The 14034-nt window shown below is 66.3% G+C and carries 10 protein-coding genes; all 10 read left to right on the top strand.

The features are described from left to right. The first annotated feature begins 90 nt into the window (after positions 1-90). Positions 91-2367 carry a hypothetical protein gene (locus SNOUR_RS41695; protein ID WP_159425712.1) on the top strand — a complete coding sequence of 759 codons (2277 nt, stop codon included), beginning with the start codon at positions 91-93 and terminating at the stop codon, positions 2365-2367. Continuing rightward, entirely contained in the window at positions 2364-3473 is a 1110-nt protein-coding gene (locus tag SNOUR_RS41690; protein ID WP_067342887.1) for a C40 family peptidase, read from the top strand. Before SNOUR_RS41695 ends, SNOUR_RS41690 begins: the two co-directional genes overlap by 4 nt. Positions 3474-4311: 838 nt before the next feature. Continuing rightward, the gene (locus SNOUR_RS41685; RefSeq protein WP_067342888.1) at positions 4312-6957 is read left to right on the top strand and encodes a type IV secretory system conjugative DNA transfer family protein; all 2646 of its coding nucleotides are present in this window, start codon (positions 4312-4314) and stop codon (positions 6955-6957) included. 583 nt (positions 6958-7540) lie between these two features. Then, on the top strand, positions 7541-8074 hold the full coding sequence (locus tag SNOUR_RS41680; protein WP_159425713.1) for a hypothetical protein: 534 nt from the start codon (positions 7541-7543) through the stop codon (positions 8072-8074). 886 nt (positions 8075-8960) lie between these two features. Continuing rightward, on the top strand, positions 8961-9665 hold the full coding sequence (locus tag SNOUR_RS41670) for an SAF domain-containing protein (protein WP_067342892.1): 705 nt from the start codon (positions 8961-8963) through the stop codon (positions 9663-9665). 2 nt (positions 9666-9667) lie between these two features. Beyond that, positions 9668-10468, top strand: a complete 801-nt coding sequence (locus SNOUR_RS41665; RefSeq protein ID WP_067342893.1) for a MinD/ParA family ATP-binding protein — start codon at positions 9668-9670, stop codon at positions 10466-10468. A gap of 49 nt (positions 10469-10517) precedes the next feature. Beyond that, a complete protein-coding gene (locus SNOUR_RS41660) occupies positions 10518-12002 on the top strand; it encodes a TadA family conjugal transfer-associated ATPase (RefSeq protein WP_312631448.1) in 1485 nt (494 codons plus the stop codon). Beyond that, complete coding sequence (locus SNOUR_RS41655; RefSeq protein ID WP_312631450.1) at positions 11999-12928, top strand: type II secretion system F family protein; 930 nt, start codon at positions 11999-12001, stop codon at positions 12926-12928. The genes SNOUR_RS41660 and SNOUR_RS41655 overlap by 4 nt, the downstream gene beginning before the upstream one ends. Beyond that, a complete protein-coding gene (locus tag SNOUR_RS41650) occupies positions 12925-13803 on the top strand; it encodes a type II secretion system F family protein (protein WP_067342898.1) in 879 nt (292 codons plus the stop codon). Before SNOUR_RS41655 ends, SNOUR_RS41650 begins: the two co-directional genes overlap by 4 nt. Before the next feature lie 20 nt (positions 13804-13823). Further along, a complete protein-coding gene (locus SNOUR_RS41645; protein WP_067342900.1) occupies positions 13824-14030 on the top strand; it encodes a hypothetical protein in 207 nt (68 codons plus the stop codon). Positions 14031-14034: the final 4 nt, after the last annotated feature.

The raw sequence follows: 14034 nt of genomic DNA, 5'->3' as shown, positions 1-14034 counted from the left end.
CGCGGCGCGGTCCTGGCCGGGGTGACAGGGGGCCTGCTGGTCGCTGCGGCCAGCTCTGCGGTGGCGGCTGACGGTACGGGCCCACAGTCGTTGGCAGCCGATGACGGGGGCCTGCTCGGCCCGTTCAGCAACATCAAGACGCCCGAGGGCATTCCGTCGTCGTTCTACGAACTGACCGGTGGGGGCAATGGCATCTCGGATACCGTGATGCGGTTTATGGCCAGCGGCATGTTCGCTCTGGCTCGCCTGGTCACCGGGTACGCATGCTGGATCGTCGACTGGGTCTACAAGTTTCCGATCACCGATCGGCTTGCATCGACATCCCAGCGGGTTGCTGACGCCTATGCGCAAAATATCGTCACTCCTCTGGGTTTGGCAGGTCTCTTCACTGCATGGGCTTTTGCTTTTGGTCTGTTCATGGTGGCGCGTGGCCGTGCAGGGCGTGGTCTCGGAGAGATCCTGGTGACACTGTTGATCGCTGCCATCGGAGCTACATCGCTGGTGCGACCCGATGTGATGCTCGGACAGAATGGGCCGTTGCATCAGGCTCAGCGCGCCGCATTGGAAGCCGCTGCAATCACGACGAAGGCGACCTCGGAGCCCAAGGATGATCCCAATGATCCGTGCAACCTGATGGGCCCAGCGAAGGACATCTGCGAACGAAGCGGCATTCCGGAAAAGGAAAAGAAAGAAGCGGAGAAGAAGGAGAAGAAGCGCGCGGAGTCGTGCAAGTACATGATCGGCCCTGCGCGCGATCTGTGTATCAACGGCAGGACGGAACCGGTTTCAGAGGATGTATCCCGTCCGATCACTAAGACCCTGACTGACGTGTTGATCGTGCAGCCCTACCAGCTCCTGCAGTACGGGCAGAGCATCGACAAGGACAGTCCCTTGTACAAGGACTACCAAGCAGCCCTGGTCACTGGAGATGCGGACCCGACGGCGCATCCATGCGACATGTTGGACGGAAAGGTAGCTGCCCTGTGCCGCCAACGCAGCAAGAACCTTAGTGAGCAATGCGATGACCTGCCGAAGCCGAGCATGGAGATGTGTCGGGAAGACAACGGCGCCGGCGGCGGCAATGGAAAGGTGCAAGAGGAGCTGTTGAAAAAGGACGGGCCGGAGGGAGAGGCAGCCGCCGCTTACATGTCGTCGATGACGTGGGAGCGGGTTCTGGGCGCATTGTGTGTGCTTGTAGCAGCGTTGGTGATGGCTGCAGTCGTAACCGCGATGGCATTTGCGATGGTTGCCGCACAGTTCGCCTGCGTGCTCGCGGCTTGCGCCACCTATGTGGTGTTCGTGGTGGCACTGTTGCCGGGGCCGAACAGGATGATGCTCTGGCGATGGGTCGGCGTCTTCGCCTCTTCCACGGTCGTGCTGTTCTGCGTCTCTGTGTTCATCCCGCTCTTCGGCGTAGCCGCCCGGACGTTGCTGGAGTCGGAGGACACCGCCTTGATCGAACGCCTCGTGCTGCTCGATGCGTTGGCAGTGACCGCCGTCGTGCTGCATCGCCGGATGGTGGCTAGGGGCAGCAACCTCGGCCATGCCTTCGCGTCCTGGATGCGCTTCGCCAAGGTCGGCGGTACTCACATGATGGGCGACGAAGCTGCGGGGATGGGAATGGCTCTGGCAGCTGCCGGTGCCGGCGGGCGCGGATCCGGAGGCATCCCCCCCAGCGCCTCGGTCTCTTTGGCTCGCAGTGGTGCCTCTCCTGCCCATGCAGCGCTGGCCATGCGGCGGGCAAAGCTCGCCTCGGGCATCGCAGCTCTGTCAGACACAGCGGGTCTGCCCGGAAATCCAATGTCGGCTCTGGGCGAAGCACGTGCGGAGGTCCGCCGCGCAGCGGCTCCGTTGTCAGTGCCGCTGCGAGCAGCCCAACTGGCCTGGGTTGGCCCACCGCGCGAGCCAAACTGGCGAGACGGTGCGGCGGGCAATGGGCCCCGCGGTCGCGATGGCACCAATGCACCCGGAAGGACGCGGGGTGGTCAGCTGGCCTTCGACCCGCGGACGGGCGAGATCCTCTCCGAGCGGCCCAATGAGGTTCGACCCGTCGGTCAACGCCTGCGAGAGCGTGTCTCGCGCACACGCGGCGGCCGGGTGCTGCTGGGCGCGGCGCGCGTGGCATGGCACACCACGGTCGGCTTGCCCGCTGGGTGGGAACGGCTGCATCGCCGCAGGAGCGACTTCACCAGGGAGATGTATCGACAGCTGGACCACTACACCAAGGCTCGGGAGAACTGGGGCTCGCTGTCCCGTAACGGGATGCGGCGCATCACCCGCGGTCGAAGCGATCGGGTACAGAACTGGGTCAGGTCGCGCGGTGCCTCTCTTCGTAACCACCTCTGGCGCGGGAGGAGGCTGCCGTGAAGAAGCTTGGATGCCTGGTCGTGCTGTTCGGACTGTTGCTGTTCGGGATACCACTGGGCCTGATCGTGGTGGCCAGCAACAAGCCGCGGCAGGATACGACGATGTCTGCGGCAGCCGCGGCGGCCCCCGACATTCCTGCGCGCATGTTGCAGGCGTACCGGAATGCGTCAGCGAAGGTCGCCTCCGTTGTCCCGAAGTGCCAAGGGATGACATGGGCCGTGGTGGCCGGCATCGCCAAGGTGGAGTCCAATCATGCCGCTGGCCACACCATCGCTGATGACGGGACCATCAGTCCGCCCATCTACGGGCCTCGGTTGACGGGAAGTGGGGTGGGAGGAAACACGCAGTACTTCGCCGATACCGACGGCGGAAAGTACGACGGTGACCCCACCGCAGAGCGTGCTGTCGGGCCGTTTCAGTTCATGCCCTCGACCTGGTCGAGCAGTGGCCAGGACGGCAATGCGGATGGTCGAAAGGATCCTCAGAACGCTGATGATGCGGCGCTGAGCGCCGCTGTCTACCTGTGCGGGCAAGGCCGGAACTTGGCCGACGCACGCCAGCTCCACGATGCGGTGTACTCCTACAACCACTCGGAGGCGTACGTCTCGGAGGTCACCGGTTGGATCAGCCGGTATGCCCAGCTCGATTCGAAGTCCACGTCGCCAATGTCGGCGACCGGCTCGGCGAAGAACGTCATCGAGGCAGCGCTGTCCCAGCTCGGCATGCCGTACTCATGGGGTGGCGGCAACGCCAGCGGAGCAACTACAGGTATCTGCTGCTCACCGGGGGGAAAGTCTGGAGCCTCCATCAAGGGGTTCGACTGTTCGGGGTTGACTCAGTTCGCATTCGCGCAGGTCGGCGTTCAGCTCCCTCGCACGGCAGCTGCCCAGGCCCAGGTCGGCCGACGGATACCCGCCAGTCAGGGGCTAGCTGCCTTGCACCCCGGTGATCTGGTGTTCTTCGGGTACGGGACGGACTCGTCGATCTATCACGTCGCCATCTATCTGGGGTCCGGACAGATGCTCGACTCTCCCCGTCCTGGAAGTATGGTCCGCCGCGAGGCTGTCTGGCAGGACGGGTTCGCCGGCGGGGCTCGGGTGATCTGATGGAACACACCAGGCCCAGGTACTCCGTTGATCCGGCTGGTCCGTATCGTCACGTCGATCGTCGTGTGCGACCGGGTGTCCGCGTGCAGGCTACGCGGTCGGGGGCATCCTCCCGGCCATCTCGGTCCCGTCCTGGTGACGCGCCGGATGTGGCTGGGCGGCCTTGGCTCGGCCACAGCGTGGAAAAGACGCCGCGAGTGCGCAGTTCACCGTCCAATCGAGTTCGAGGGGCGGGATCCTCCACCGCAGCGTTGCAACGCCGCTGGCCTTGGGGGCCGATAGCGCTGGCTTCCGGGTTCGCGGTCCTCGGCCTGACCCTTCTGGTCCGCGCCCCCGCCCAGCCTCTAGCGGCTGGCGGGGCTGCGACTGCGGTTCCTTGGAGCACTGAGTCGAAGAGGCCGAGCCCGTCCTCGCCTCACCAGACAGTGCCCCCCAACCGTGTCACTGGCGGGATTCCGGTCCCAGGAGATGGGCCGGCCGGCGACGCCGCCGTCCAACGCCTGCTCGATCGCAGCTCGCCCCCCGACCTGCCCCGATCCTTGGAGGCCCGGCTCGTTCAGCTTGGCATGCAGGTGTGGGAAGCCGACGTTACTGGCCGTGGGCGTGAGCGGTGGCCGAAGTATTTCGGCTCCAGTGGACCTGCGGCAGGGGGCGGTCGTTCCGTGTACCGCGATGTGCGAATCCAGGCCGGCATCGCTCGAAGAGCCGGCAGTGGGCTGGTCGATGTCCGGTTGGTTTGGGCCGCCACGGACCCGTCTGGTGATCGACGCGACGGACGCCTGGCCCAGTTGTCGTTCCGTCCAGTTCCTGGCCATCCGAATCGTTGGGAGCCCGTTTCATGATCAGCTATGCCTCTTCTCTATGGACCGCGGGGACGGGCCTTGTCGGTGCTGTCGTCGCCACTGTCACGTGGGCCAGCAGCCATCTGATCCTGCTCTGCTGCGTGGGAGCAGTTGTCTGGATCGCCTTCGAGGCGGTGCGGACGCGTTTGGCGGACAAGGCGTCTCGCCGGCGGGCGGCTGTCCGCCTCATACCGGGCAAGACTTTTCAGACCAATGACGAGGAAATCTGGCGCTATGCCACGTTGCTTGCTCGCGTGGCCATGAGTGGTCCGTGGTGGGTTCCCCGCAGGGCGAAAACGGCTCGGCTCCGCATGACGGCCGATGGCAGCCGCCCGCTGGACTTCAGGGTGGAGGGCCCTGCGGCTGCCCGCCACCTGCTGGTCACCACTCCGTACCGCGGCGTCCAGGCCGTCCGGGCTACGCCTGCCCCGCGGGGCAAGAAAGCCAAGCACACTGCCCGTGCAGAGTTCATAGTCCGTGGATCACCGGCTGCGTACCTGCGCGAGGTGCCGCTCCAACCAGACCCACTGCAGCCACTCGTCGATGCGCTGGCAACCGTTCGCTCGGACCTCGGTGACCGAGTTGAAATCTGCCTCGACATCCAGCGCATCCCCGTCTGGCAATTGCAGCTACGTCGTTGGACGTTGTTGGCCGAAGCTCGCCAGAAGGCGATCCGCGCGGCGCAACAGGAGCAGAACGCCTCCATGCGGGTCGAGGAAGGTTGGCGTACGGCGCTTGCGAACCTGGTTTCCTTTGGCCACGAGGAGTCGCGAACGCGACTTTCGGTGCCTCACCGACCACGGCCGGTGGACCGCGGCAAGGTGCTGGGCAAATTGCAGGATCCGGCTGGCCTGGTGCGCGTGCAGATCCTGGTGCGAGCCCTGTCCAACCAAGACGGGCGGGCTCAGCAACGGATCGGGCAGATCGCTGCTGCCCTGGACGTGTTTGCGGGCACCAATCGTTTGATCCACACAGGTCAGCGGCTGGGGCCGATTCGGTTCGGCCCCGACCACCGGTTGCTTCGTAAGGGCTTTGACAAGCGATGGGCGACAGCCCAGATCAGGGGCCATTCGTCGTGGGTGCGCGTGACCGAGATCGCTGGGCTTCTCAAGCCACCGACGATGCACTGCGTGCTCCCCGTTCTGCCTGGCGAGGTGCCTACGTACGTGCCGGGAAGCTCTTCGGCGCAGGAGCTGATGGTGCACGGTTGGTACCCGGGCCCAGATGGGAGGGACCGCTTGCTCGGCACGCGGCTGAGCGAGACGCTCTTCAGCTTGCGTGTCGGCAAGAGCACCTACGGCAAGACGGAGCAAGCACTGTGCCAGTTTGTCGGCCTTGCGCACGCCGGCGAAGCAGGGATGTTCATCGACCCCCACGGTGACTCTCTGCGCAGTGCCGCCCCCTATCTTGCGCACGATCCGATCATGAAGCGGCTGGTGTGCCTGGACTTGACGGGTCGGCTCGGGGGGCGTACGCCGATGGGGACGTGGAACATCTTGAGTCTGGAGCGGGGGCAAAGACCAGACGAGGTGGTGCGCACTGTCACTGATGCCGTCGCTGGGACTCTGGGGTGGAATGATGCAACGCACCCGCGAGCGTTGACATTGCTGACCAAATCAGTGGAGTTGCTTGTAGCGTTCAACGTCAGGGCTCTTGAGGAGAACGCGCCGTCACGGCAGGCAACGCTCTTTCAGATCCGGACTCTTTTGACCAATCCTTCGTGGCGCGAACAGGTGCTGCGGGCCGTGGACAGAAAAGTCGGCGAATGGTGGCGTGTCGTTTTCCCGACGTATCCCCCTGACTCCCCCGCACCAGTGGTCAACCCATTGGAGCGACTGTATGCCAATCCCGTTACGCGAGCTTTCCTGGGCAGCCCAACGAGTACCTTTGACTTCCGTGAGGCGATGGACAGCGGAAAACTTGTTTGGGTTTGCCCCTCGGCAAGTGGCCCGACGGACCGACTGTTGCTCTCGCTGATGTTCGCTGACTTCTTCCGGGCCGGACTCTCGCGTCGCGATCTGCCCGAGCGTGAACGTCGTCCGTTCCATGCCTTCGTGGACGAGCTGATCAGCATCGACGCGGCTTCCTCCAGCGTCATTGCGCAGGTCAGCGAGGAGTTGCGGAAGTTCGGCATCCGACTGCATGCCATGACACAGCTGCTTCAACGGGTCTCTGCCGCCACGCGAGAGAGCCTGATGCAGAATGCCTCGGTGATCTCCTCAACCGCTGGATCAGTTGAGGCAGTCGGCATCGTGGCCAGGGAGTGGGGCTCCGTCGACCTCGTCGAGATTGCCGATCTCCCTCGCTATCACCACTACGTCACTCTCACGGTGGATGGCCGTCGGGTCGGCCCCCTCCTCATTCGTGGGCCGCAGCTCAGCGAACTCTTCGATGATCTCGCTCGCCCCGGGCAGCTGCGAGCATTGCGGGCAGCCATAGACGCCAACCTACGGTCCCGTCCACAAGCCGAGTTGTGCGAAGAAGTGCAACAGCACGAAGCCTTCGTTGAGGAATTCCTGAAGGGAGTGAAGGCGAACAGGCACACACAGAAAGTGTCGTTGAGCAAGGCTCATGGGGCGACGCACGCCGGTGGATCCGATCCGATCGATGACGAACTGCCAACCTCGCACACCGATGCCTAGCAGGTGTCAGCACAGCGTCCGGCAGGAGGTATTGGCCTCGCTGAGATTCCGACGCGTCGGCGGGCCAGACTTCAGATCACGAGGTGATCAAGAGGGTCCAAATTTGGGCGAGTTGCGCAAGCCTTCGCATGATGCCGAGACAGAAGCGCCAGCGGGCTAAGGAAAATCCTGACGACTGGCCTCGTTGAGGCAGCCGGAAGACGAACAGGATGGCCCGGCGTGGAGCCGTCACACTCCCCGCCGGGCACCTGAGCATACAGGCCCCACAGCACCGAGATGGGAAATATTCAAGGATGCATGAGAATCCGCGCGCCCGGTCTCATGCCATCATCCGGGGTGCCTGCCGTGCCTCATTTTCACCTAACGAAATGCGAGTTGGCCGCCGAACATTTTCGCAGCTACCGTGAAGGAAAATCGTCGGATGGCGTCACCGCCTTCCGCCTTATCGACCGTCGATCGTGCTGGCTTCGCCGGGGACGGTGGGGCCATGGGAGGGAACCAGATGGCCGGAAATACTCCGCGGAACGGGATGTCACGGATACCTGGGCGGGTGTCGGCCGCATTCTTCGTAGGCTGTGCCGCGGTGGCATTGGCCGCATGCGGCGGCACGAGCGATCCGTCCCACAGCCGCGCCACCTCAACGCCGTCGCACGCGATCAGCGCGGCACCGACGGCGGGGCAAACCGATCTGCAGGAGCAGGAGATTGCGCGGGCGGCCGTGCTGGCGTCGTACCGGGCGTTGTGGAACGCGCAGGTCAAGGCGTATGCCAGGGCCAGCGATGCGGGTACGGATCTCCAGAAGTACGCGACAGCAGGCGCCCTTGCACAGGCGATGGGCGACCTCCAACGCCTCAAGGCCAGGCACCAGGTAGTGCAGGGCGAGCCGACGCACAATCCCACGGTCACGTCGATCAATGTCAACCAGAAGATCCCGGACGCGAAGGTCACGGATTGCTTGGACGTCTCAGGGTGGAAGCTGATGACAGATGACGGCAAGCCGGTGCCCATATCCAAGGGCGTTCTCAAGCGCTACATCGCGACAGCTACGGTGCAGAAGTGGGGGCAGCGGTGGATGGTGACCCAGCTGGCTCCTGATCCACAGAGGAAGCCGTGCTGATGTGGCGGCGCCTGGGCGCGGTGCTCGCTGCCGGCATGATCGGAGCGTCGATCCCGGCGGTTGCGGCTGCCGATGATGGTGCTGCCGGGCTGTGTGGGGCCCAATGGGTCTGTCTCAGGGCTGCCTCGCCGGGAAACCCTGGGAGCGGAGGCACCGACGGTGGCCCGTCGGCCACGGCGCGCTCTGCGAAGGGAGCTGTTGCGCCTCCTGAGGTGTGCTGGAACCAGCGGCTGTCTCCGCAGCCCCCGGTGTGGAGCCCCCTGTGGGAAGGTCACCGGCCAGGAGACGGGGCGGTGTACATGCGGGTGTGCCCGCACACCTCGGGCGCGGCCTACCTGGCCCCTGGTGTGTTCGCTCCGGGCCCTACATTCTGGGCAGCTACGCCGCCGCCTGCCCGCGCCGTGGATCCCGAGGTCTTGGCGCGCCAGGCCGTTGACCGGATGAGGCTGACCGGTCCAGACATCCAAAGTCCAGCAGCGGACCGGAGGTACCTGGTCGGGATGCCGATGTGGATGCACGTAGGCGTCTCACCGACCACGTTCGGTCCGAACTCGGCCAGTGCGACGGCCGGCGCTGTGACGGTGAAAGCTACCGCCCGCGTCACCAGCGTCCGTTGGGCGATGGGAGATGGCACGACTGTCTCGTGCCCGGGTCCGGGTGCCGTCTACGAGCCGAGTCACGGGAGGAAGACCTCACCGGACTGCGGCCACGTCTACAGCCGCACATCGGCGGACCACAGCGGGTCGACGTACGCGGTCTCCGCGACCTCGCAGTGGGAGGTCGATTGGACCGGCGCCGGTCAGCAGGGCCAATTCACCGTGGAGCGAAGCTCGCAGGTGCACATATCGGTCGGCGAACTCCAGGCACTCGGATAGAGGAGGTGCGGGTGAGCAAGAACGAGGCGGCGTCTGACGGGGACGTCTCTGGCCTTGAGCGTGCGCGACCGGTGGCGCCGCCTCGCGTGGGCCCGCGCCGTCGTCGGCCCGGCGTGATCGCGTTGGGTGTGGTGCTGATCGCCGGCGGCGGCGTGGGCGGGTCGATGCTGTACCTGCACAACGGGCAGCGCACACCGGTGTTGACCGTCGTGCGACACATCCCGGTGGGCGCGACCATCACCGATGCTGACCTGGGTGAGGCATCGGTGGCACTCGATCCATCGATCAGAGCCGTCCCCTCCCGTGACCGGGGCTCCGTGGTCGGCAAACGCGCCGCCGCGGCTTTGACGCCGGGCAGCTTGCTTTCCTCTTCGCAGGTGACGACCGCGACGTTGCTGAAGTCGGGAGAGCAACTGGTGCCGGTCGGCCTCAAGCCTGAGCAGGTCCCGGCCAGCTCGGGCACCTTCCTATTCCCCGGTGCACAGGTGCAGATCGTGCAAGTGCCCGGTGAGAACCAGCCGGCCAAAACGCCAGGAGCTCAAGCGGATGGTCAGCCCATCTCCGCGCGAGTGGTACAGGTGGGCGCTCCGGCTCCCGGTACGGGTGCGGTGGTGGTCGATGTCGCCGTCGCGTCGGTGGACGGGCCCCGACTGGCGGGGTGGGTTTCCTCGGGAAACGCGCGGATTTTGGTCAATGCTCCAGGCGATGGGGCCTGACGATGCCTGTGATCGCGTTGGCCGGCTGTAGCGGTTCCCCCGGGGTGACGACGTCGTCCCTAGCGCTTTTGCTGTCCTGGCCGCTGATGCAGGGCCGGCGGATGGTGCTGGCCGAGTGCGACCCCGACGGTGGGTCGGTGCTCTATGGGATGTTGCAGGGCTCGCTGGGTGATGAGTACGGGATGCGGCATCTGTCGGTGGCCGCGCGGCGCGGGGACATCGAGGACACGTTCTGGCGTCAGTTGATCGTCATGGATGAGGTCAGCCAGGACCGGCTCATCCTGCCCGGGCTGACCGATCCCGCGCAGGCGGCGGCCATGGCTCCTGCCTGGGCGCGGCTGGCGGCATTGTTCGGCCGCATCGAGCAGGAAGCGCAGCACGATGTGCTGGTCGACCTGGGCCGGCGGGGGGCGTTCGGGCCGAGCGGTGTGCTGGCCCAGCAGGCTGACCTGTTGGTGGTCGTCGCACGCTCGACGCTGCGGGGCGTGCAGGCTGCCCGGTCCCGGCTGGAGGCACTGCGCGAGCAGTTTGGCGAGCTGGGTGTACTGCTGGTGGGCTCCGGCCCCTATGGGACACGCGAGGTGGAGCGGGCGTTGCGCACGCCGGTGGTGGCCAGATTGCCGTACCAGCCGGAGTTGGCCCGGGTGCTGTCCGATGGTGCACCGGCCCCGCGGACCTTTGCGCGCAGTGCGCTGATGCGGGCGGCGAACGGGGCGTCCACCCCGCTGCTGCAGCGGGCGATGCTGCGCCGCTCGCGGCTTGCGCCGGCAGCGGTGCGGGAGGGGGAGGGCCGTGCTGGGTAAGCCTTTGCACCCGCACCACGGAGGTGTTGGCGACGTGAGGCCGGCGTCGGTGACGCCGGTGGAGGGTCCCGGCCCGCTGGCCGGTGGAACGCCGACGCGTATCGGCGCAGCACCTGGCGACGCTGTGGGTGCGGTGTTGGGGGAGGTTCCGCAGGTTCACCTCGACTACCAAGTGGTTGGGGAGATCAAGCGCCAGGTCGCCAAGCAGATCCATCGGTGGCGCCAGTCGGCTTCCGGGCCGGTGAGCCGTGCGTCGCTGGAGCAGCGTAGCCGGGGGTGGATCAATGAGGCGGTGGCGTTGTGGTCGGATGGCGTGGCGGCCCGCCACGGGGTGGGTCCCTCGCCGGCTGAGGACGCGGCGATGGCCCAGGCCGTGTTCGACGCGCTGCACCGGGCCGGACGTCTACAACGGTACTTGGAGCGTCGGGACGTCGAAGACATCCTCATCAACGGGCACGACCAGGTGTGGCTGGACCGCGGGGAGGGGCCGCTGGTGCAGGCGGCGCCGGTGGCCGACTCGGAGGAAGAACTTCTGGAGCTGCTGCGGGATCTGGCGCGTAACACCGAGGGCGGACACGGGGAGCGGTCAATCTCCACCGCCAGTCCGTCGCTGGCGTTGCGGTTGGCGGACGGGTCGCGTCTGCAGGCGGTGACCGGGGTGAGCGGTGAGCGGACGTACGTGACGATCCGGCGCCATGGTGTCGAGGACGCTGACTTGGTGGACATGGTGCGGCTGGGGATGATCAGCGAGCCGCTGCGGGCCTTTTTGGCGGCGTGTGTGGACGCGTCGAAGAACGTGATGATCGTGGGGCCTCAGCGGGCGGGGAAAACGTCGCTTATGCGGGCGATGCTGCGGCAGTTTGATCGCGATGAGCGGTTCGCCACGATCGAGAGTGAATTCGAGCTGTGGGCACACACCAATGACTACTTCCGGCAGGTCGTGCCGCTGGAGGCCCGGGAATCCAACGGCGAGCGGGGACCCGATGGCCGGCCGGTGGGTGAGATCACCATGTTGGACCTCATGTACTGGGCGTTGCGGATGTCGCTGTCGCGGATCGTGGTCGGTGAGGTTCGTGGTCCAGAGGTCACCGCGATGATGCAGGCGATGACCAATGGTCAGGGCGGCAACCTGTGCACGCTGCATGCCACCAGCCCGCAGTTGGTGTTCGATCGGATCGCCGAGCTGTATCTGGAGGCAGGAAGCAACCGTTCGGAGGCGTTGGCCTACCGGCAGGCGGCCAACGGATTGGACTTCGTCGTGTTCGTGTCGATGACGGACGAGACGAAGATCGGTGGGCGTCGGCACCGGTACGTCAGTCACGTGCTGGAGGTAGCGGGTCTGGGTGAGAGTGGCCGGCCGGCCACGAACGTGATCTTCGGGCCTGATGTGGAGATGGGTGAGCTCCGTGCCGTGCCGCAGCGATATCCGGCGTGTATCGATGATCTGCGCCGCGTGGGGTTCTCCTCGCTTCATCTGAGTGACCGGTATGGCACATGGGAGCGACCGCTGGAGCTGAAGGTGGGGTCGCGGTGACGCTGGTGTGGGTGATGGTGTGCGCGATGGCGGTGCCCGCGGGGCTGGTGGGTGTGGTGGCCGGCCTCGTGGGGACACAGCAGCCCCCTTCGGTGGGGTGGTGGCGGCGCTGGCGTGCTGATCGAGTGGCTTCCCTGCCGGCGGGCGAGCAGCGCAAGCGCCGTTCCCGGTGGATCGCGGCCGCGGTCTTGGGGGTGGCGGTGTGGCTGGTCAGTGGTGTGTTCGCGGTGGCGGCGTTGTTGGCGGTGGCGGTGGTCGGGGTGCCCTGGCTGCTGTCGCCGACGAGGTACGCGGGCACCCGGATCAAGCAGCTCGAAGGGCTGGGCGAGTGGTGCCAACGGTGCGCGAACGCACTGCAGTTGGGCATGGGGTTGGAGCAGGCCCTGGCCTCCACAAGGAAGAACCCCCCGAAGGGCCTGGAGGATCAGATCACGGATCTGGCTGACCGGCTGCAGGTGGGGTGGCGCCCGCAGGAGGCCCTGCGGCAGTTCGCCGCCGAGGTGAACGACGTCACGGCCGACAAGGTGGCGGCCGCACTGCTGCTGTCGGCAGCCAGTCGGGGACCGGGGCTGGCCCGGTCGTTGGAGGACATGGCCGAGTCGGTGCGAGAAGAAGTCGCACGCCGTCGGACGATCGAGGCGGACAGGGCCAAGCCGCGGACCACGGTCCGGTGGATGACGATCATGACGCTCGGCATAGTCGCCGCCGGGTTCCTGGTGCCCGACTACACGGCCCCGTACGGGAGCGTGCTGGGCCAGTTGGTGTTGGCGGGATTGGGCGGCGGGTTCGTCGCGGTGTTGGTGTGGATGCGGTCGTTGGCCGATCACCGGCCCGTGCCGCGTTTCCTGGTTGCTGATCCGCGCAGTCGTGTCCGTCAGATGTCGACCACAGGGGCTGTGGACGCGGTGGGGGCGAGGGTGCGATGAGCGTGGTGCCTGGCGTCATAGCGGGCGTTGCCGCGGGTGGTGGTCTCGCGCTGCTGGTCGGTGAACTGGGCAGGGTGCAGCCGTCCTTGGAACAGTCGTTGCGCCGTGCGTCAGGGGGTGTCGCGGTTGCGGCTGCGGCCAGTCGGGATGAAGCGGTCGGGCGGTGGGTGCTGCAGCGTCTGCGTCACGTGCCGGGGGTGAGCATCCCTACCCGGAACCTGTTGCTGTTGCAGCAGGCCCCCGAGCGGTTCGTGGTGCTGAAGGTGGGCATGGCGGTACTGGGACTGCTGCTGCCGTCGGTGGCGCTGTTGCCGTGGATGTTTCTTGGCGGCGGCGTCCCCTTTGTCGTGCCGACCGCGGCGGGGCTGGCTGCGGCAGCGGTGTTGTGGTTCGTTCCCGACCTGTCGGTGCGGGACCAGGCGAAGCGGGCTCGGGAGGAGTTCGCCCATGCTATGGCGGCCTACCTGGACCTGGTTGCGCTCAAGCGGGCCGGGGACGCCGGGCCGACCGAGGCCCTGGAACAGGCCGCGGGTGTCGGTGAGGGATGGGCGTTCCAGCGGATCGGGCAGGCGCTGGCGCGCGCCCGGATCGACAAGATCGCGCCATGGCAGGCGTTGGCCGACATGACCGAGGAGTTGGGTCTGCCCGTGCTGAGCGACGTCGCCGACATCATGCGGCAGTCCAGCGACGACGGTGCGGCCGTCTACTCCACGCTGCGCGGTCGAGCCCGGGCGTTGCGTACCGAACTGTTGGAGGCGCAGGCGGCCGAGGCCAATGCCGACAGCGAGAAGATGACCGCTCCCGGTGCCCTGCTCGCTGTGCTGGTCATGCTGCTTCTCGCCTTCCCGGCCGTCATCCGCATCGTCGCTACCTGACTCGTCGAAGGGAGAACGTCATGTTGACCAAACTGGTGGCGCGCGCCTCTGTGTGGGCTGCCGACTACCGCGAGCGGATGGCCAAGTCGCTGGCACAGCCCGATCGCGGGGACATCAGCATCACCACCGTCATCATCTGGGCTGCCGCCATTGGTGGAGCGATCGTGATCGCTGGCACCATCGCCGCGGTGGTCAAGAAGTACGACGGCAAGCTGGGGGGCGTGTGAACCA

The organism is Streptomyces noursei ATCC 11455 (assembly GCF_001704275.1).
GTDB lineage: Bacteria > Actinomycetota > Actinomycetes > Streptomycetales > Streptomycetaceae > Streptomyces > Streptomyces noursei.
The sequence above is the reverse complement of the archived record's forward strand: the minus strand, read 5'-3'. Positions and strand labels throughout refer to the sequence as shown.